The sequence below is a fragment of the Amphritea balenae genome, assembly GCF_003858655.1.
In the GTDB taxonomy this organism is placed as follows: Bacteria; Pseudomonadota; Gammaproteobacteria; order Pseudomonadales; family Balneatricaceae; genus Amphritea; species Amphritea balenae.
Genome location: NZ_RQXV01000001.1, coordinates 379,000 through 397,880, shown reverse-complemented (window position 1 = coordinate 397,880; position 18,881 = coordinate 379,000). Strand labels below are relative to the sequence as shown.

Annotated in this window: 16 protein-coding genes; 14 read left to right on the top strand and 2 right to left on the bottom strand. The window is 44.0% G+C overall.

All coding sequences use genetic code 11. The annotated features are described in order from the left end of the window. Nucleotides 1-64: 64 nt before the first annotated feature. The 11 genes from EHS89_RS01885 (at nt 65) to EHS89_RS01835 (ending at nt 12,292) form a co-directional block, all read left to right on the top strand. Nucleotides 65-1,297, top strand: coding sequence for a tyrosine-type recombinase/integrase (locus tag EHS89_RS01885; protein WP_124924407.1), 1,233 nt, complete (start codon nt 65-67; stop codon nt 1,295-1,297). A 156-nt stretch (nt 1,298-1,453) separates the two neighbouring features. Continuing rightward, entirely contained in the window at nt 1,454-2,386 is a 933-nt protein-coding gene (locus EHS89_RS01880) for a restriction endonuclease (protein ID WP_211340271.1), read from the top strand. 10 nt (nt 2,387-2,396) lie between these two features. After that, on the top strand, nt 2,397-3,977 hold the full coding sequence (locus EHS89_RS01875) for a class I SAM-dependent DNA methyltransferase (protein ID WP_124924406.1): 1,581 nt from the start codon (nt 2,397-2,399) through the stop codon (nt 3,975-3,977). Further along, the gene (locus EHS89_RS01870) at nt 3,967-5,298 is read left to right on the top strand and encodes a restriction endonuclease subunit S (protein ID WP_124924405.1); all 1,332 of its coding nucleotides are present in this window, start codon (nt 3,967-3,969) and stop codon (nt 5,296-5,298) included. The genes EHS89_RS01875 and EHS89_RS01870 overlap by 11 nt, the downstream gene beginning before the upstream one ends. A gap of 13 nt (nt 5,299-5,311) precedes the next feature. After that, a complete protein-coding gene (locus EHS89_RS01865; RefSeq protein WP_124924404.1) occupies nt 5,312-8,542 on the top strand; it encodes a type I restriction endonuclease subunit R in 3,231 nt (1,076 codons plus the stop codon). Between the two features lie 38 nt (nt 8,543-8,580). Next, on the top strand, nt 8,581-9,372 hold the full coding sequence (locus tag EHS89_RS01860; RefSeq protein WP_124924403.1) for a hypothetical protein: 792 nt from the start codon (nt 8,581-8,583) through the stop codon (nt 9,370-9,372). A 244-nt stretch (nt 9,373-9,616) separates the two neighbouring features. Continuing rightward, on the top strand, nt 9,617-10,165 hold the full coding sequence (locus EHS89_RS01855; RefSeq protein ID WP_124924402.1) for a hypothetical protein: 549 nt from the start codon (nt 9,617-9,619) through the stop codon (nt 10,163-10,165). 87 nt (nt 10,166-10,252) lie between these two features. Next, complete coding sequence (locus tag EHS89_RS01850) at nt 10,253-10,504, top strand: helix-turn-helix transcriptional regulator (RefSeq protein ID WP_124924401.1); 252 nt, start codon at nt 10,253-10,255, stop codon at nt 10,502-10,504. Nucleotides 10,505-10,751: 247 nt separating this feature from the next. Then, nucleotides 10,752-11,303, top strand: coding sequence for a YagK/YfjJ domain-containing protein (locus EHS89_RS01845; protein ID WP_124924400.1), 552 nt, complete (start codon nt 10,752-10,754; stop codon nt 11,301-11,303). 36 nt (nt 11,304-11,339) lie between these two features. Next, on the top strand, nt 11,340-11,873 hold the full coding sequence (locus tag EHS89_RS01840) for a hypothetical protein (protein WP_124924399.1): 534 nt from the start codon (nt 11,340-11,342) through the stop codon (nt 11,871-11,873). Then, the gene (locus EHS89_RS01835) at nt 11,870-12,292 is read left to right on the top strand and encodes a hypothetical protein (protein WP_124924398.1); all 423 of its coding nucleotides are present in this window, start codon (nt 11,870-11,872) and stop codon (nt 12,290-12,292) included. Before EHS89_RS01840 ends, EHS89_RS01835 begins: the two co-directional genes overlap by 4 nt. Before the next feature lie 26 nt (nt 12,293-12,318). Here EHS89_RS01835 and EHS89_RS01830 read toward each other — a convergent pair whose 3' ends face one another. Both EHS89_RS01830 and EHS89_RS01825 read right to left on the bottom strand, forming a co-directional pair. Next, entirely contained in the window at nt 12,319-13,587 is a 1,269-nt protein-coding gene (locus EHS89_RS01830) for a HipA domain-containing protein (protein WP_124924397.1), read from the bottom strand. A 26-nt stretch (nt 13,588-13,613) separates the two neighbouring features. Then, complete coding sequence (locus tag EHS89_RS01825) at nt 13,614-13,856, bottom strand: helix-turn-helix domain-containing protein (RefSeq protein WP_124924396.1); 243 nt, start codon at nt 13,854-13,856, stop codon at nt 13,614-13,616. A gap of 1,044 nt (nt 13,857-14,900) precedes the next feature. Between EHS89_RS01825 and EHS89_RS01820 the strand changes: the two genes are divergently transcribed. The 3 genes from EHS89_RS01820 to EHS89_RS01810 all read left to right on the top strand — a co-directional run bounded on the left by EHS89_RS01820 (nt 14,901) and on the right by EHS89_RS01810 (nt 18,874). Beyond that, nucleotides 14,901-16,259: a hypothetical protein gene (locus tag EHS89_RS01820; protein ID WP_124924395.1), complete on the top strand. Its 1,359-nt coding sequence runs from the start codon at nt 14,901-14,903 to the stop codon at nt 16,257-16,259. A 500-nt stretch (nt 16,260-16,759) separates the two neighbouring features. Next, the gene (locus EHS89_RS01815) at nt 16,760-17,116 is read left to right on the top strand and encodes a DVU3141 family protein (protein ID WP_124924394.1); all 357 of its coding nucleotides are present in this window, start codon (nt 16,760-16,762) and stop codon (nt 17,114-17,116) included. A gap of 54 nt (nt 17,117-17,170) precedes the next feature. Then, nucleotides 17,171-18,874, top strand: coding sequence for a polysaccharide biosynthesis/export family protein (locus EHS89_RS01810; protein ID WP_229753502.1), 1,704 nt, complete (start codon nt 17,171-17,173; stop codon nt 18,872-18,874). The last annotated feature ends 7 nt before the right edge of the window (nt 18,875-18,881 follow it).

Below are 18,881 nucleotides of genomic sequence, written 5' to 3'. Positions count from 1 at the left end.
GGCATAAATTCAAAAAGCACATCGCCCTCTAATTTATGCCCCCAGTATAAATGATGGAGATCGTATGGCTCTTACCGATACAAAGATTAAGCAGTCTCAGCCTAAAGAAAAGCCCTATCGGATAAGCGATGCTAAGGGGCTGTATATCGAGATACATCCAAACGGTTCGAAGTATTGGCGTCTGAAGTATCGCTTTGCGGGTAAAGAGAAAAGGTTAGCTTTGGGGGTGTACCCTAGGGTAACGCTTAAAGATGCCCGCAAAGCCTGCAATTTGGCAAAGGAGCAGTTAGAACAGGGTATTGATCCGTCACAGGCTAAAAAAGCTAAAAAAGTAGAGCAGGCACAGGCTCAGGAAAATAACCTTGAGGCGATTGCCCGTGAATGGCAGAAGCAGCAGACCGTAAAGTGGAGCGAAAGCTATGCTGCTAAGGTGCTTCGGTCCCTGGAAAGTAACTTATTTCCATATGTGGGTACTCTGCCAATCGATCAGATTACACCACCGCATCTTTTATCAGTGCTAAGGCGAGTTGAGAATCGTGGGGCAGTCGAGAGTGCTCATCGTCTTAAGCAGATTGTTGGGCAGGTATTACGTTACGCAGTTGCAACTGGCAGAGCAGAGCGGGATATTTCTGCTGATTTGAAAGGGGCATTAAGGCCTCATCAGAAAAAGCACTTTCCGGCAATTACAGAACCTACTGAAGTAGGCCGCTTGCTGAATATGATCGATGCATACGAAGGCACTGTAACGGTAAGAGCCGCCTTAAAACTCGCACCGTTAGTATTTGTTCGTCCAAAAGAGCTGCGATATGCTGAATGGTCTGAAATTGATTTTGAGAAAGCAGAGTGGCGTATCCCAGCTGAAAAAATGAAAATGGGGGTTGATCATATCGTGCCTTTAAGCCGCCAGGCGTTGGCAATTCTATCTGAGCAGAAATTGCTAACAGGTAACTGGCAATATGTATTTCCATCAGCCAGAAGTCCCCGTCGTCCGATGAGTGATAATGCTGTTTTATCTGCTTTCCGTAATATGGGGATAAGTAAAGAGCAGATGACGGGCCACGGCTTCAGGGCAATGGCTCGTACTATTTTGGATGAGGTGCTGGGGGAGCGAGTTGAGTTGATAGAACATCAGCTAGCCCATGCTGTAAAAGATACCTTGGGACGAGCGTATAACCGTACTACGCACCTACCTCAACGTCATAAGATGATGCAGCGCTGGGCAGACTATCTGGATCAGCTAAAGCTGGAGGCTTCCAGTAGCAATGTTGTACTGCATCCAACCGCTATGCGGGGCTGAAGCCGGTAGCGCCTAATGGTTAGTTTTTAATCGTTGGGTGCCTTCTAAGCGCAAAATGAGTATTCAACCTACAGTAATGACCCGCCCCTTATAGATCTCCTGTGTTACAGCTGATAGATTGCTCTGATCGACCAACTGCGCAACAAGGAGAGCTGCGTGTCTATCCCCGACTTTCAATCCTGTATGCGACCTCTGCTGGTGGCTGTTCAGGATGGCCAGACCCACCGCTTTAACGATGTTATCGAATCAGTCTGTAACTACTTTCAGTTAACCGAAGAGGAGATGCGTGAGCGTCTGCCATCGGGTAAACAGACCTATATTAAAAACCGCTTGGCCTGGGCTCGCACTTATATGAATAAGGCGGGACTGACTGCTGCTCCAGGTCGAGGGCAGATTCAGATAACCGATCGAGGTTTACAAGCAATACAGGACTGCCCTGATCGGGTTGATGTTCGTTATCTGCGGCAATACCCAGAGTTTGTTGAATTCCATAAGGTGAAGTCGAAACCCAATACAGCAATAGCTGAAGATAGAACATCAGAGGTGGCTGAAACAGCCGATGATACCGATCCGCAAGAGCGTCTTGAACGAGCACATACAGAGATTCAGCAGGCACTTGCCAGTGACATTCTGGAAAGCATCCAGGAACAAACACCACAGTTCTTTGAAAAACTGGTTGTCGATCTGATGCAATCGATGGGGTATGGCGGTTGGAGTGAGCAATCAGGTAGCGCAACACAATACTCAAATGATGGTGGTATTGATGGCGTCATCAACGAAGACCCGTTAGGATTGGACACCATTTATCTGCAGGCTAAACGCTACAGTAATACGAATATTATTCACCGTCCCGAGATTGATACCTTTATCGGTGCGCTTACCCGTCAGGGCGCGCGCAAAGGGGTATTTATTACGACATCCCGTTTTTCCAAAGGCGCAGTAGAGGCGGCAAAAGGACTTAATATGTCGATCGTACTGATCGATGGTGAGCAACTGGCGCAGTTAATGATCAAACATAATCTCGGTGTTTCAGTAAAGCAGACCTACCAACTGCAAACACTAGATACCGATTACTTCAACGAAGGTTAAGCAATACTTCATGGCAAAAGCAGCAAAGAAAGCGACCAACAACAAAACTCAGAAAGGTTTCGAAGAAACCTTATGGGATTCCGCTAATAAGCTTCGTGGCAGCGTTGAGTCCTCAGAATACAAACACATTGTACTGAGCCTGATCTTCCTGAAGTTTATCAGCGATAAGTTTGAAACCCGCCGCAAGGCCATCATTGATGAAGGGCAGGGGGATTACGTGGACATGGTGGAGTTTTACACCATGAAAAACGTCTTCTATCTGCCGGAAACCTCCCGCTGGAGCTATATACTCAAGCACGCCAAACAGGATGATATCGCCGTTAAGATCGATACCGCCCTGCATTCGGTAGAGAAAAGTAACCCAGCTCTGCGGGGTGCATTGCCGGATAACTACTTTTCCCGTCTGGGGCTGGATGGTGCCAAGCTGGCGGCACTGATCGACACCATCAACAATATCCAGACCCTGGCAAACGAATGCCATATGACCGAAGAGGACCTGGTAGGCCGGGTCTACGAATACTTCCTGGGTAAGTTTGCGGCAAGCGAGGGTAAAGGCGGCGGAGAGTTCTATACCCCGAAGTCGGTGGTTACTCTAATTGCTGAGATGATCGAACCCTATAAAGGCAAGATCTACGACCCATGCTGCGGTTCCGGCGGTATGTTTGTACAGTCAATCAAGTTTATCAACAGCCATAACGGCAATCAGAAAGATATCTCTATCTATGGTCAGGAGTACACCAGTACCACCTATAAATTGGCCAAAATGAACCTGGCGGTACGGGGGATTGCCGGGAACTTGGGGGATGTGGCCGGTGATACTTTCTTTAAAGATCAACACCCGGATTTGAAGGCCGATTACATTATGGCCAATCCACCGTTTAACCAGAAACAATGGCGTGCTGATAAGGAGCTGACGGATGATCCCCGCTGGGCTGGGTATCCAGTACCGCCAACCGGCAATGCAAACTACGCCTGGATCATGCATATGATCGCCAAACTGAGCGAGAATGGCACCGCAGGTTTTGTGCTAGCCAATGGCTCGATGTCATCCAATACCAGCGGTGAAGGGGATATCCGCAAACAGATTATCGAAAACGATCTGGTGGATTGCATGATCGCGCTGCCGGGGCAGCTGTTCTACACCACCCAGATCCCGGTCTGCCTCTGGTTCCTAACCAAAAACAAACAGACGGACACTGAACGTGGTTACCGTAGCCGTATCAACCAGACCCTGTTTATCGATGCCCGTAATATGGGCACCATGATCAGCCGTACCCATAAAGAGCTGACCACTGAAGACCTGGCAGAGATCACCCGTACCTATCATGCCTGGCGGGGCGAAGCCGGTAACGGTGAATATGAAGACAGAGCCGGTTTCTGCAGATCAGCCACCTTCGATGAGATTGAAGCCAATGACTTTGTGTTAACACCAGGCCGTTATGTGGGGGCTGCTGCGATTGAAGATGATGGTATTCCGTTTGAAACCAAGATGGCTGAGTTAAGCCAGTCTCTGTATCAGCAGATAGATAAAGCTGAAAAGCTGGATGCTGTGATTCGGAAGAATCTGGAGGTGCTGGGTTATGGAAAGTAGCTGGGAATCCTACAGATTAGGGGATATCACCGAATGGTCGTCAGGAGGAACACCATCAAAGTCAAAGGAACAATTCTGGGGTGGATCAATACCATGGATTAGCGCATCTTCCATGGATGGCAATAGGTATTCAAACTCCAAGCTTAAAATTACAGATGAAGGGTTAGGTGCGGGCTCTAGGCTAGCTAAAGAAAATAGTATCTTGCTATTGGTTAGAGGAAGCATTTTACATCAGAAAATACAGGTTGGAATTGCTGAAAGGGATGTGGCATTCAATCAGGATGTGAAGGCCTTATCAGTTAACGTTGATTATGTAGAGCCTTGGTATCTTCTGTTTTGGTTTATTGCTAATGAGCAGAAGCTGTTAGCAATGGTTGAGAATACTGGTATTGGAGCAGGAAAGCTCGATACAAAACTACTGCAAAATCTAGAAATTAATGTACCTCCATATAATGAGCGTCTACGAATCTTGGAGTTCGCCAAGGCCGTTGATGATAAAATCGAACTCAACCGCCAGATAAACCAAACTCTGGAACAGATGGCGCAATCGCTGTTTAAAAGCTGGTTTGTGGATTTTGATCCGGTCATTGATAACGCATTGGACGCGGGTAATCCGATCCCTGAAACGATGGAAACTAAAGCCGAGCAACGCAGGCAGCTGCGTGATGCAGTAGCTAAGGGTGAAGCAGAAGCACCTGAACTGCCTGATAATATCCGTTCACTCTTTCCAAGCGAGTTTGAGTTTACTGAAGAGATGGGGTGGATTCCGAAGGGCTGGCAGCTTGAGAGACTAGATAATGTATTAGAGCTTCGATACGGTAAGGCACTTAAGAAAAGTGATCGTATCGAAGGAGAGTTTCCTGTGTATGGGTCGGGCGGTCTAAATGGCAGTCATAATGAATCTTTAGTGATGGGGCCCGGGGTGATAGTTGGACGAAAGGGGACGGTAGGTTCCTTGTATTGGGAAGATAAATCCTTTTATCCGATAGACACCGTTTTTTATGTACAACCAAAGTCTGGGTATTCGCTCGAATACTGTTATTACCTGCTACAAACGCTTGGTTTACAGGATATGAATACAGACGCGGCAGTTCCTGGCTTAAATCGAAATAATGCTTACAGGTTGTTAAGTTGCAGTCCATCAAAAGAAGTGATGAATACTTTTACACAACATATTCAGGCGATTTCGCAAAAACGAGACTCCAATGTAAGAAATGTCGATTCCCTGACAACTGTGAGGGGTACCTTACTCCCCAAACTAATCTCCGGCGAACTCCAAATTCCAGAAGCCGAACAGCAGGTTGCAGAAGCACTGAATTAATAAGGATATCAGGATGAAATTCACCGAAGCCAAACTGGAACAGGCGATTATTCAACTGCTGGGGGAGAAGGGCTATCCCCATAATGTTGGTGGTGAGCTGGAACGCACTCTGAATGAGGTGCTATTAAAGGATGATCTGCGCAGCTTTCTTGCTGAACGGTATCAAGGGGACGGGATTACCCCTGGTGAGATTGAATCCGTTATTCGCATGCTTGAGGTGCTGCCCGCCAGTGACCTCTACGAGAGCAATAAGCAGTTTATAAAGTGGTTAGCCGATGGAATGCTACTGAAACGGGAAGACCGTAGCCAGAAAGACCTATATATCCAGCTATTGGATTATCGCAGTGTAGAGCAGGCGACCGCAGTAAATAGCGAAGCAATGCCGCCGTTGCCAATGGCGGCGGAGAGGTCTGCGAACTATAAAATAGATCAGAATATCTACCGCTTGGTTAACCAGCTAGAAATTGAGGGGCCAGCCGGTGAGAAGCGAATTCCTGATGGTATTCTCTATATCAATGGTATGCCGCTGGTGGTCTTTGAGTTTAAGAGTGCGATCCGTGAAGAGGCAACGATTCATGATGCCTATACCCAGTTAGCCACCCGCTACCGTCGGGATATTCCACAGCTGTTTGTCTTTAACGCGCTCTGTGTGATTAGCGATGGTGTGAACAGTAAGATGGGCTCGCTTTTTGCCCCCTATGAGTTCTTCTATGCCTGGCGCAAAGTCACAGGGGATGAATCAGTGGAGCGAGAGGGGATCGATTCACTGCATACCCTGATAGAAGGTCTGTTTGACCGCGATCGACTGCGGGATGTGATACGGCATTTTATCTACTTTCCTGATAGCTCAAAACATGAGATTAAGATCGTCTGCCGTTACCCCCAGTACTACGCGGCAAAAAAGCTCTATCAGAATATTCTGAGCCATAGAAAGCCGGAGGGTGACGGTAAGGGTGGCACTTACTTTGGCGCCACTGGTTGCGGTAAGAGCTTTATTATGCAGTTCTTGACCCGCTTGCTGATGAAAAGCGTGGACTTTGAGAGCCCCACCATTGTGCTGATTACCGACCGAACTGATCTGGATGACCAGCTCTCGGTGCAGTTTACCAATGCCAAAGAGTATATCGGTGATCAGAACGTTATCAGCGTTGAGAGTAGGGAGCATCTTCGTGGGTTGCTAAAAGGGCGTAATAGCGGCGGAGTATTTCTGACCACCATCCATAAATTCACTGAAGATACTGAGCTGTTGACAGAGCGGGATAATGTGATCTGTATCTCCGATGAGGCGCATCGTAGCCAGGTAAACCTGGATCAGAAAATCCGGGTAACTGAGAAAGGGGTACAGCGCAGCTACGGTTTCGCTAAGTACCTACACGACTCCCTGCCTAATGCCACCTTTGTAGGTTTTACCGGTACACCTATCGATGCGACCCTGGATGTGTTCGGGCCGGTGGTAGACGCCTATACCATGACCGAATCGGTACATGATGAGATTACGGTACGTATCGTGTATGAGGGGCGTGCCGCTAAGGTAACCCTGGATAACAGTAAGCTGGCTGAGATAGAGGAATATTACAAACAGTGCGCCGATGATGGCTCCAATGACTATCAAATTGATGAGAGTAAAAAGGCGATGCTGAATATGAACTCGATTCTGGGAGACCATGATCGAATTTGTGCTTTGGCAACTGATTTTGTTGAGCACTATGAACAGCGGGTATCAGAAGGCTCAACGGTTAAGGGTAAGGCTATGTTTGTTAGCAGTGCCCGCCCCATTGCTTATGATTTATACAAAGAGTTAAAACGACTCCGGCCCGAATGGTTTGAGCTGAAAGCCTGCGATGATGGGGCTTCGTTAACTGAAAAAGAGCGGCAAGAGATCAAACCTTCTGAGAAGGTGAAAATGGTGATGAGCCGGGGTAAGGATGATGAAAAACCTCTCTGGGAGCTGCTGGGTAGTAAGGAATATCGTAAAGAGCTGGACCGTCAGTTTAAGAACCCTAAGTCTAACTTTAAGATCGCCATTGTTGTGGATATGTGGTTGACCGGCTTTGATGTGCCGTTCCTGGATACGATGTATATCGATAAACCCATACAGCGCCATAACCTGATTCAAACCATCTCCCGGGTAAATCGTAAGTTTGAGAATAAAGAGAAAGGGCTGGTGGTGGACTATATCGGTATTAAATCCCAGATGAATAAAGCGCTGGCCCAATATTCTAAATCGGAAGAGACCAACTTTGAGGATATTCAGGCCTCAGTCACTGCGGTTAAAGATCATCTTGATCTACTGAACCGTATGTTCCACCGCTTTGATATGCAGCCCTACCTTTCAGGAGAGCCCATAGCCCAGTTGAACTGCCTGAATATGGCGGCTGAGTTTGCCATGTTGACCGATAAGCAAGAGAAGCGCTTTATGGCGCTGGTGAAACGGTTAAAAGCGGCATATGACATCTGTTGTGGTAGCGATCGTCTTAACCAACAAGAACGGGATCGGGTGCATTTCTATATGGCGGTGCGCTCTATTGTATTTAAGCTGACCAAAGGTGATGCCCCGGATACCGCACAGATGAATGCCAAAGTGCGGCAGATGATCGAAGATGCCCTTAAGAGCGATGGGGTGGAGGAGATCTTTAAGATCGGTAGCGACGATGAATCAGAGATTGATCTGTTCGATGATGACTACCTGGCCAAGATCGAGAAGATCAAACTGCCCAATACCAAGATTAAGCTATTGCAGCAGCTACTGGCCAAAGCGATAGGGCAGTTTAAGCAGACCAACCGCGCCCAGGGGATCGAGTTCAGCAAACGCTTTCAGGCGCTGGTGGAAAAGTACAACGAGCGTAAAGAGGACGATGTGCTGGTCAGCGAGGTGCTGGAGGACTTCTCAGAAGAGATTATCAACCTCTATGACGAGCTGAGAAACGAGATCAGCTCCTTTGAAGGGATGGGTATCGATTTCGAAGAGAAAGCGTTCTACGACATCCTGAAATCACTGGCGGCCAAGTACGATTTCACCTACCCGGAAGAGAAACTGATTGAGCTGGCAAAAGATGTAAAAGGGGTAGTGGATGATATCGCCAAGTATACCGATTGGGATAAAAAGGAAGATATCAAAGCTACGTTAAAAGTTGATCTGATAATACTACTGGGTAAGCACGGATACCCACCTGTGGATAAGGATGAAGTATATAAGGAGATATTTGAACAGGCTGAGAGTTTTAAAAAGAATCGTAGATTTTAGTTTTATTTATTTGGTTAGTTTTATCGTTGGTGGATGTTTTGAAGAAATTCTTTAATGTTGAATATAATGGTCGGGTACACTCAGTTTCAGTAGAAGAAAATTTAGAGGAATGTATAAAGGAGCAAAGGGACCAGCTAAAGTCTATTGCAAAGTTCTTTTATGAAAAGCCTGCTTTTCTGATAACTATTCTTGCTGGATATATTTACTATTGTGGTATGGCTAATCTGATAGTGGTCTTTTCTTCGGAAAAAATTAATCTATTTGATTATGTCAATGTATCGGATTTAATGATTGGTGTTTTTGCTGTTGAAGGAATTTCCTTCATAATTTTGTCCGCTATTTTGATATCTGCTTTATTGTTATGGTCATATACAAGAACTAAGTGGACTAGTTTGTATGTTTTATTCGGCCTGATTGGAGCGTATCTTTTAATTGCTCCATGGATATCTTTTATTGTATATAAAGGCGTTGTCTATTCTAAAAGTGTAGGTGCGTACTCGATTACTTATAACGTGCCTGGTTTGGATTTTGAAAATAAATTAACATTAGTTGCAAGCTTGAGTGGGTATAAAGTATTTAAAAAATATGATGAAAGTTGTGATTACTCTAGAGAGGGTGACGAAAATGGAGAAGAAGGAAAAGGGAAAAAAGAGCAAGAGGAGAGGGAGTTTATAGAAGCTAAAGAAGCTAAAGAAGCTAAAGAAGCTAAAGAAGGAAAGACTGTTTTAGAGAAAGATAAAACAGAAGGCTGTGTTTTTGTTGTTCGAGAAGGGGCTATAGCAGATATAAGAATAAATACAGCCTTAAGAGAAAAGTCAGATGATGATTGATTATTAAACTAAGTTATAGCCGTTATAGATTTTAAGAGTTCCTGTTAGCTAGCACTTTCTATAATAAAGTTGGATAACGCAAAAAGATAAGCAGCTTTGTTGTTAGGACTTGGACGAATATATTGGCTATTGCACCATAATGGATTTTATGTCAGATTTGGAATCCTACCGATGAGGGTAAGAACCCGATAAGTGCAGGACCGCCGCTTCGGTAGTTATTTCCATAACTACTAATGGGGGTCCTATGTCCACTGGCACATGCCTGAACACTTGGCAATCTGCACACCGCTTTTATGATTTCAATCTTAAGGCAAATCCAGCTTTAGTTGATGACCTGGAGAAAGCCTGGGTCGCGGCAATGGCTACTAACACTCTTTCAGAGCTCTATGACCTTAGTGCCATCGAACGTGATTTTCTTACCCCCCTTGATGCTTATGACGGACTGCTGGATATTGGCCTGTATCCACCACCAATCGTAACTTTGCTCTATCGTGAAATCCGCAGAACTTATGTCATGGGTGCTGGTCGGTTTGATTACGATATGCTGATTAACGGCGAGCAGGAACCAGGGAGCGGCAATGTCGCTGCCCGGAAAATGCGCGAATTGGCCTATGAACTCTTCGATGATTACAGTTATTTTCATACCAGAGCGCAAGAGATGATGGGGTTAAAGGTCCTACAGAAATCGCTGATTCTTAGCTTTCTTGAGGAGCATCAGCTGCCTATTAGTCCTGATACTTTCCGTAAAGGCTTCAGCAACTGGAAGAAGCAACAGAAACAGGCGGATTTATAACCCGGTTTATTTCCGCAGCCTGTTGTGGAGTGGGATGGATTGATCCGGATAATCAGGTATCAACATTAACTATATGGTGTTGATACTATGCAAGACAGTAATAATTATCCGCAACCTCTGCTAAAAGGAGCGTATCATGCTCCTCCAATTACATTGCCTGAAGTCGGTTTTGTACGTCTGCCACAAATCTTACAGGTATTTCCTGTTTGTAAGAGCACCTGGTGGGATGGTGTAAAGAAGGGGGTCTTTCCTCAACCGGTTAAGCTTAGCGCTGGCGTAACTGCATGGCGAGTGGAGGAAATTCGACAGCTCATTACAGATCTTTCAGAAGGGGCTTAGATATGCCTTGTTCTCTGAAATTATCCCAATTTATAAATATCAATTGTATCCATGCAGCCCTGATGGTGTATGGATCTTTGCCCTATATCTGTCCGATAAATAACTGGGTCCTTAATAATATTACAGAGATCCTGATCACAGGATCTCTGTTTAATATAGCTACCGACAGTTCAGCCTATACATGGAAGTATGCTGAGTTTGTTGGAGGCGAGTGAAGGGAGTCCTTTACGGAGGGGAGTTAATCGTAATGGGTGAAGTTGTTACATTATGCGGTGATAAGGACGGACAGGGACATTATGTCGAAATCTTGGACTGTATTGCGGGGCAACTGAATGCGATGCTTTCTTACCATTCGAAATTGTTGGTTACTCAGACCTGTTTGAGGCTGACAGCTGATGGCTATACGGGAGACAACAAGCCAATCTCACGATTTATGGCTGTGCTGAACAAGAAGCTTAAGTCGAAGAAGCTTGGTTTTAAGCGGGTGGGTTATATCTGGTGTCGTGAGTTAGTCAGTAGTGCCGTTCAACATTATCACCTGACATTGATGTTGGATGGTCATAAGTGTCAGATGCCTCATTATATCAATAAGCTGATTGAGCAGATATGGCTTAAGCAAGGGCACACTAAGCCTTGGGTACCTAAAAATCCATTTGTGCGGGTTTTGCGTGGAGATAAGGTTTCGTTTCTTGAAGCTTATCGCCGTACAACCTATTTGGCGAAGGTGTTTAGCAAAGGGTATCGGGATAAGGCTGCGAATGACTATTCAGCAAGCCGCTATAAACTGAAGTCAGCTTAGGTAGGTTTGCTTAATGATTTCGGAGGAAAAATAGTTATGGGTGGTGTAGGTAGTGGGTATTGGTATCGTGTACCAAGGCGCATTTATATTGAAGATACATTACAGCTTGATATCCGGGACCTGAAACGGCAGGGCGTGTTGAATGGTAATGGTTCAGGGATGTTGAGCTGGCCTGTAAAACAGTTATCTGCAGAGTACAGTATTGGCTCAGCTGAGGTTGTACTGAAAGCTCCTTGGCTGGTCGGTAAGCAAGGGCAGCATATCTTCTTAAGTCCCAGTGATTGTAATTTTGGTGGTCAACGTCAGTGGTTTGAGTGTGGGGCTTGTTTTCGACGTGTAGCGAGCTTGTGTTGTTTGAATGGATTGTTTCGCTGTCGCCACTGTTATTGTCTGCCATATCGTACGCAGGGTATGACTAAAGAGGCACGGCAATTTGTAAAGCTAAATAAGTTAGAACAGTTGATCTTTGATAGATATGACAACGGATTTCGCTGTAAAAAATATGGAATGCATTGGAAGACTTATATGAAATTGATGACACAGTACGTAAATATGGGAGGGGCGCAATGATTGCTCCAGAAAATGATATGTTACAGCTCTCTGGAAATGTACTGGTTCCATTCGACACAATGCCTGTGATTCCGAAAGAGTTGGTTGAAGAGTTTAAGGGTGATTTTGATGTGTATGAGTTTTATATATCGGAAATTGTGGCATCTTCTCGAGGTTATCAGGCAACCTGGGCATTTGTAGGAAATCAGCTTTGGCTGTCTAGCATTGAAGGGGTTAAACAGTTGTCAGAGGATGTGTGTCTATTCGCTAACTGGTTTACTGGTACCTTAGCTGTACACATGCCGTATAGTCCTGGTGAGCTGATGGTGATTCAGTTTGAGGAGGGGGTAGCAATCAATTCTCAGTATGAATTTAGTACAAAGGCCGCAGAGTTTTGTTTTGCGGCCTATAAGGAGAAATGCCTCCGGGCAGCGCAGTAAAGCTGAGATTGCTCGATTCGTCATATTCACAGAGTATTATCGAGTTGGCGAATCATGTCCTCTATTACACCGTAGCGTATTTTGCGTAGTAGCTGGATCTCGCCCTGTCGGCCAGGGCCACTATTATTCTGCTGTGACAGTTCTTCAATAAGCGAATCGGCATGCTTTGTAATGTTATCTGTCATAGCTTTGATAGTACGTTCTACGTAGCGCTGCGAGAGTTTAAGTGATGCTCCAACTGCTTGAATATCTGCCAGACTGATTTGATTGAGCTGTCGGGCTTCACCTATTGGCCAGACCAGGTTTTCTTCACCCCACTTATTGTTATTGGCATAGACCGCAGTGCTAATAAGATCGTAATGGGGTGTCATATTAAAGTCTTGATTTGCGGCATAGAACGATAGGTTCTTGAGATGGTCATCTGTATTGCCTACGAGCAGATTAAAGAGTAACCATTGGAGTAACCGCTGACGTGTAACCGCTTTTGAACGACTAAATTCAATTAGTCGATCAAGGGAGGCTGAGTTGCACTGGCTGTATTTATAAGTGTTGGCCAGTGTTAATAGTTGGCAGCCATCTAGGATGTGTTGCCGCAGCAGTTGGTTCTCAATCTTTTCCCGGTCAAAGCGTGCGACTAAGTAGACAGGTTCAGGTACATAAATTAGGAAGGTGTCAGGTACTGTTAGACCAATTCGCTCGGCTAGCTGCATGATAAACCATTCATTCACGGCACTATGTGGGTATTGCTCAGGATCACTATGGTCTGGTTTTAGAATATGAGTTGATGGTGTTGCACCAATTGGTTCAAACAGTTTTCCGTCACGGTAAATAATTGGGAGCTTGTGTTGTGCTCCAGCCAGGGACATTCGTTTACTTGAGCCTGTTGATAACGGAATATGAGGCAGTTGTTTTATTCGCTCAGAAAGGGTTTGCTGAGGTAGAGGTTGTTCTTCAGCAGGAATAGATATTTCATCTTCTTGTAAGAGTGTTAGTGCACCAGCGGATTCTGCACCGAAATGAGCAAGTAAGCTAAAAGCGTCGGCCTGGTTTATGTTTGCATCATCAGCCATCAGGCTTCGTGCACCTTCCTCTGGAAGTAGATTGTCAAAAAACCACTGCACGGGACGAATTGTTCCGCCATCAGCAATAGTTCCTGCTTCTATTGTTAGATCGGGGGAAAGATTAAAGTCATGCCAGTTAGCTGAATATTCAAATTGCCAGAGATTGTTAGCTTCTGTGAGCTTGCCAACAAGTTCCTGATTACACCATACATTTAATGTGCGGGGATCTGGCATTTTGGAGTCCTGTTTGTAATGTGTTTTTAAAGTGAAAGCTCATCGGCAATATCATCAGGGAGATCAAGGTGAACTTTTATACCTAGTTCATTCAATAGCCGGAGAACCCTGCCGCATTCAACGCTAGCTTTACCTTTTTCAACATCACCGATGAACTTATGACTGCAATCGATCATACTGCCGAGATCATCTTGCCGGATATGTTGGTTCTTTCTGGCTGCTTTGGCTATACGCCCAATAGTTGCTACGTCATCTACTTGTATTTTCATACCAAATCCAAAATATAACCGTTCGGTTAAATAATAGGCGTTTGATTAGTAAATGCAATAAAATATAACCGAACGTTTATATTATTAGTTTATTGAGGTGTTTTGGAGTATGTTATAACCGAACGGTTATATTTTTCATGCTTGGCCAAGCGCTGTTAATAATTTGTGGCCTGCCAATGTAAGTGATTAGTTCTGAAATTGTTGAGTTAAGACTGTGGGGACATAATAATATTTGGGGGCATAAATGGGGGCATCTTCGTTGTTTTCTGGGTATAGGTTTGTTTACTATCAAGTAGTTAGGGCTTGTAGTTGATAGAGCTAGGCCCGCCAATTTCAAGTCCAAATTGATACAAGATCGTCTTTGAAGCCCGCTATTAGCGGGCTTTTTCGTTTATGTAATATTCCATGCTGTTCTATAAAAGCTTCATCATCCTGATAGGATGAAGTCATAGATGGGGCGTGATTTTGAAAATCTAATAGCCCTGTTGTGGATACCCTTATCTGAGACGGTTGCTTAGGAGTCTGCGAACAAGTTCCGTGAATTCAACGCCTGAATTCTACAGACTTCAGGCGTAGTCTGCTATTAGCATGGCCCTCAATAAAAGCCTCAATGATGTAGGTATGGCCTTCAGGGCTTGTGTGAAAGCCTATACTGTCGGTGACAGAACTAATTATGAGTTCCAGACTTATTGTAAAGCTCTTCATTGATTGTGAGCTTTCCCGAAAGTCAGCCCCCAAAGGGGATGATAAGCATAGTCAGGACTTATTAGTATGTTACTTAGGTCTTTGATTCATATTTGGATTAGGTGAGTTTCGCCAGCTAGATAAGCCTAAGGAACCTGTGAATAAGTCCCAAGCATTCTCAGTGGATAATAAATCGAATTAGTACGTGAAAGGCTGCGCAGCGGAATGGCTAGCCCTTTCCTAGCTAACTGACAAAGCAGGAAGTCTAATCAATAAGTATTCAGGTCTTTTGTAATATACAATCTGAAGGGGATCTCTGGTCTAATAGCTTGCCTGTAGGCTAACAGTTGAAGTAAATATATGGAAAAGAAAGAGATTATGGCGATTCGGGATGCTGCGGTTTCCATCATGGAGCAATACCCGGAACATAGTTATCTTCTATTGAAGATTGCACTAAAGTACAAGCCGGACGGGCAGCGTATTCAAAGAAAATTAATAGCTTCAGAACGAAGGCTAATAGAGAGAATGCCTTATAAAGGTCAGGTTATTTCGGCAAGAACGGATGGCTTGCTTGCACGAATTAATAGTATTTTTAATGGCGTTATACTGGCGAAATATTACAAAGTTCCTTTTTCATTTACCTGGGTTAATGATGCCAGAGTAACCAGGATTGCTCATGGCAGTGTAGATGGTGAAATTCCAAGCTTTATTTCCAGGGCTTTTATGTCTGGATATTATGCTGATGAGTCAGATATGAAGCGTTGCTCGTTGCCATTTGTGTCTAATGAAAATACAAATGGTGTTGCTGGTAAAACAATAAAGTCTATCGTATCAAGAGATCTTTTTAGTCATTATTTGAATGAATACATGAATGTCGTTCCTACTGAACGGCTTGATTTATCAGATAATTCTGAGGCGCTTGTATCTTATTCAGGTGTGTTTAATCAATTCTTCAGTCGGAGTATTAAGAAACGGTTCAAAAAGATAAAAAAGAGTTGTAGCTGGAGTGAGTCTATTGCTATCCACTATCGGGGGGGGGATGTAATATATGGGCTTAACAGGTTCGGACGTTTTATTCGTAAACGAACGCTTTCTCTTCCTGTTGTAGAAAATATTATCAATGATAATAAAGAAAAGTCTATCATTGTATTTGGTACTCCTGTAGGTGAGACGCTAAAGGAGCTTTATTATCTAAAGAATAAATACTCAAATGTTAAGTTATCAGTCGATATAATAGGTAATGAATCTACACATAGTCCAGAGGCAACGTTGTATGATGCTTACATGATGTCCATCTGTAAAAGAGTTTACTGTGCGGGTGATTCTAACATGACAATCTTTGCTGAAAATGTCGGTGATGTTGAGATAATTATACCTTCTAAAGATTATGAGATTTCTGTTTTTAAAGCAGTATTGAGTACTGATGAATTTGCTTCCTATTCAGCTTTACAAAAGTCTTTTATTTATTCAAACATGTTAGTGCTGCTTATTGAAACGGGTGAAGCGTTGTTTGAAGAAATCGATCCCTTTCTAGTCAGGATTTATGATTTGGATCCTATTCATAAACATGTATTACAGTTTCGTTATCTCTATGCAATAAAGCATAGTAAAGCTGAACTGGCTAAAGAGATGAAGGAGGCTTTGGGTAGGGCAGATGAAGATTTTAATTCATTGAAAGAGCGTCTTCCTCCGCAGCTTGTTTCGCTGCTGAGTTTCTAGTGTTTTTTTTTCTATATAAGAGAAAGGCGTTTAAAATATTATTAACGTCACCGTTCTTTTATTGAGATAGCGATGTGGGCAAAGGCTGTGTTTATATTTATTGTTTTTGCAATCGAAATGTTTTGATTTTCTTTTCTTATATGGTGTTTTGTGCATGTCGTTATTGAAGCGGAAATGGCTGGGTGGATGGGTGAATTGATCTTGGTTTCAATGATTAATATCAAGGTCTGGGGGGGGGCTGTTATTAATTAAGTACGTTTTTTAGAAATAGCAGGAAGTTCGGTAGGAAGAGACCCTGTTTTAGATACATAGAACATACCGGGAAAATAGGCGGGGATACTGAAGCCACACAATCTGCTGTGATTGTGTGAAAAATGTTCAGTTCTCAACTGTAATGGTGTATTAAGCTTGCATGTTTGCTGATTTAAAGTGTGCTTTTTAAGCCTTATGATATATCCTTGGGTCTTCTTTCGAATAGCAAATAGTGTCTTTTGGTTGAAATGAAAATCAGTAAATATCTAATTATATTTCCCCTGACCATTGTCGCTCTGATGAGTGGTTGTTCTTCAGCGTCTAAAGCGGTTATGGCTCCAGTAAACGTGAATTCATTAGTTGGCCTTACCTATCTGATTGAGGGAGAAGAGGGGAGTATGTTGAGTCAGGTGGCCGGTGATTTGTCCTTGTCGTTAAAATCAAATGGGATGAATAGTATGACGCTGGTAGCTGCTCCTGAGTATTATGCTGCAAGTGGGCGTACGTGCAGAAAAGTGGTTGTAGAAGGTGGGAATGCCAATCAGTCATATATTGCATGTCAGCTAGTGCCTGGTAAATGGCAACTTTTCGCTCCGGTTCATTGATTTCGAATATGCTTTAAATCCTGTGTCATAGTCAGATTCAAAATGGATTTTTTAATGAAAATGTTACCCAGACAGTTCTCTTTTTTATATGCGCTTTGTTTTGTTTATGTTGGCTTTGCCGCTCATATTTCAGCGGCAGTTGAGACCGCAGGGGATATCAGCTCTGTAGCTTCGCTCGACAGTAATTCTGTTAATGAGTCGATTGATACCCAGACAAATTGGCGTACAGGTACTTATGCAACCCTCCCTGCATCTGATCAGCTGATAAGTGGAGACATTAAGCCTTTTGGTAGCCAGCTATTCGATGGTGGTTTTCGTGGGTTACGTGCAGATGGTCTGAACGCTGAATATCTGATAACACCAGGGGACCTGGTAGTACTGCGAATATGGGGTGCCGTTGAGCTGGAACAGGTTATTCCTGTTGATGCCCGTGGAAATGTTTTTATCCCTTCTATCGGTCCTGTTAAGGTTCAGGGGCTGAGTCATAAAGCTTTTGATTCCAGTATCAGAGCTGCAGTTAGATCAGTGTATCCCGAGAATGTCCATGTATACACTCAAGTGCAGGGAGTGCAGCCTGTAGCTGTTTTTGTCACAGGGTATGTAGCCAAACCTGGTCAGTATGCAGGAACGCCAAATGATTCATTAGTCTACTTCCTTGATCAGGCTGGTGGCGTTGACGATAGCTTGGGTTCTTATCGCAGTATCGATGTGATGCGTGGGGGTGACGTTATCTATAGTATTGATCTGTATGATTTTTTATTGAAAGGTATTTTGCCACGACCTCAGTTCAGGGATGGCGATACGCTGGTTGTAAAAGAACGGAAAGCTACTGTTTTGGTGTCGGGAGATGTTGAACGTTCTTATCGCTACGAATTGAAAAAGAATGAGATGTCAGGGCGGGCTTTACTAGAGTTAGCGCGTATTAAACCGAGAGTCTCGCATGTACTTATTCAGTCTGAAAAAGACAGTCAACCCTATTCAGATTATCTGACTTTATCAGAGTTTCAGACACAGTTGTTGTCAGATGGTGATGAGGTGCAGTTAAGTATTGATAAGCGTTCTGAAATAATCGTGGTTGAAATAGAGGGGAGTTACTATGGACCTTCCCGTCACTCAATGCCACGGGATGTAATGCTGCATGATTTTCTGAATACTATCGCCGTTCCGGAGGGTATCACCGATGTTTCAAGTATTTCTATAAAGAGAAAGAGTGTAGCGCTACGTCAGAAGGCGTCTTTAGAGGAGAGTCTGAAAAGACTAGAAACTACTTATCTTGGGGCTTCTTCATCAACACCGCAAGAAGCTGCTATCAGAGTTCAGGAAGCAGAGCTGATTAGTCGTTTTATCACCAGGGCTTCCAAAGCAGAGCCTAATGGACGACTGGTTGTCGCTAGTAATGATCATATCGCGAATATCAGATTGCAAGACGGTGATGTAATCAGTATTCCAGAGATAGAAGATTCTTTACTGATCAGTGGTGAAGTGTTGGTTCCACAATCGGTAGTATTTGTCGCTGGCCGAGACGTTAATGAATACATCGAGGGTGCGGGTGGCTTTAGTCAGCATGCTGATGATGATCATATCTTAATTATTCGTCAAAATGGCGAAGTACGCGCGGCTATGGATGTTGACTTGAAGGCTGGTGATGAAATTCTGGTTTTGCCTAAGGCGCCCACAAAAAACCTTCAACTGGCAACCAGTATTACTCAAATCCTTTATCAGTTAGCCGTGTCGGCTAAAGTTATTAATGATATCTAGTTCAAAA

What these genes read in the sequence shown, in the direction of transcription:
- EHS89_RS01885 (WP_124924407.1), top strand. Translation starts at nt 65, where the DNA reads ATGGCTCTTACCGATACAAAGATTAAGCAGTCTCAGCCTAAAGAAAAG.
- EHS89_RS01875 (WP_124924406.1), top strand. Translation starts at nt 2,397, where the DNA reads ATGGCAAAAGCAGCAAAGAAAGCGACCAACAACAAAACTCAGAAAGGT.
- EHS89_RS01870 (WP_124924405.1), top strand. Translation starts at nt 3,967, where the DNA reads ATGGAAAGTAGCTGGGAATCCTACAGATTAGGGGATATCACCGAATGG.
- EHS89_RS01865 (WP_124924404.1), top strand. Translation starts at nt 5,312, where the DNA reads ATGAAATTCACCGAAGCCAAACTGGAACAGGCGATTATTCAACTGCTG.
- EHS89_RS01855 (WP_124924402.1), top strand. Translation starts at nt 9,617, where the DNA reads ATGTCCACTGGCACATGCCTGAACACTTGGCAATCTGCACACCGCTTT.
- EHS89_RS01850 (WP_124924401.1), top strand. Translation starts at nt 10,253, where the DNA reads ATGCAAGACAGTAATAATTATCCGCAACCTCTGCTAAAAGGAGCGTAT.
- EHS89_RS01845 (WP_124924400.1), top strand. Translation starts at nt 10,752, where the DNA reads ATGGGTGAAGTTGTTACATTATGCGGTGATAAGGACGGACAGGGACAT.
- EHS89_RS01840 (WP_124924399.1), top strand. Translation starts at nt 11,340, where the DNA reads ATGGGTGGTGTAGGTAGTGGGTATTGGTATCGTGTACCAAGGCGCATT.
- EHS89_RS01835 (WP_124924398.1), top strand. Translation starts at nt 11,870, where the DNA reads ATGATTGCTCCAGAAAATGATATGTTACAGCTCTCTGGAAATGTACTG.
- EHS89_RS01830 (WP_124924397.1), bottom strand. Translation starts at nt 13,587, where the DNA reads ATGCCAGATCCCCGCACATTAAATGTATGGTGTAATCAGGAACTTGTT.
- EHS89_RS01825 (WP_124924396.1), bottom strand. Translation starts at nt 13,856, where the DNA reads ATGAAAATACAAGTAGATGACGTAGCAACTATTGGGCGTATAGCCAAA.
- EHS89_RS01820 (WP_124924395.1), top strand. Translation starts at nt 14,901, where the DNA reads ATGGAAAAGAAAGAGATTATGGCGATTCGGGATGCTGCGGTTTCCATC.
- EHS89_RS01815 (WP_124924394.1), top strand. Translation starts at nt 16,760, where the DNA reads ATGAAAATCAGTAAATATCTAATTATATTTCCCCTGACCATTGTCGCT.
- EHS89_RS01810 (WP_229753502.1), top strand. Translation starts at nt 17,171, where the DNA reads ATGAAAATGTTACCCAGACAGTTCTCTTTTTTATATGCGCTTTGTTTT.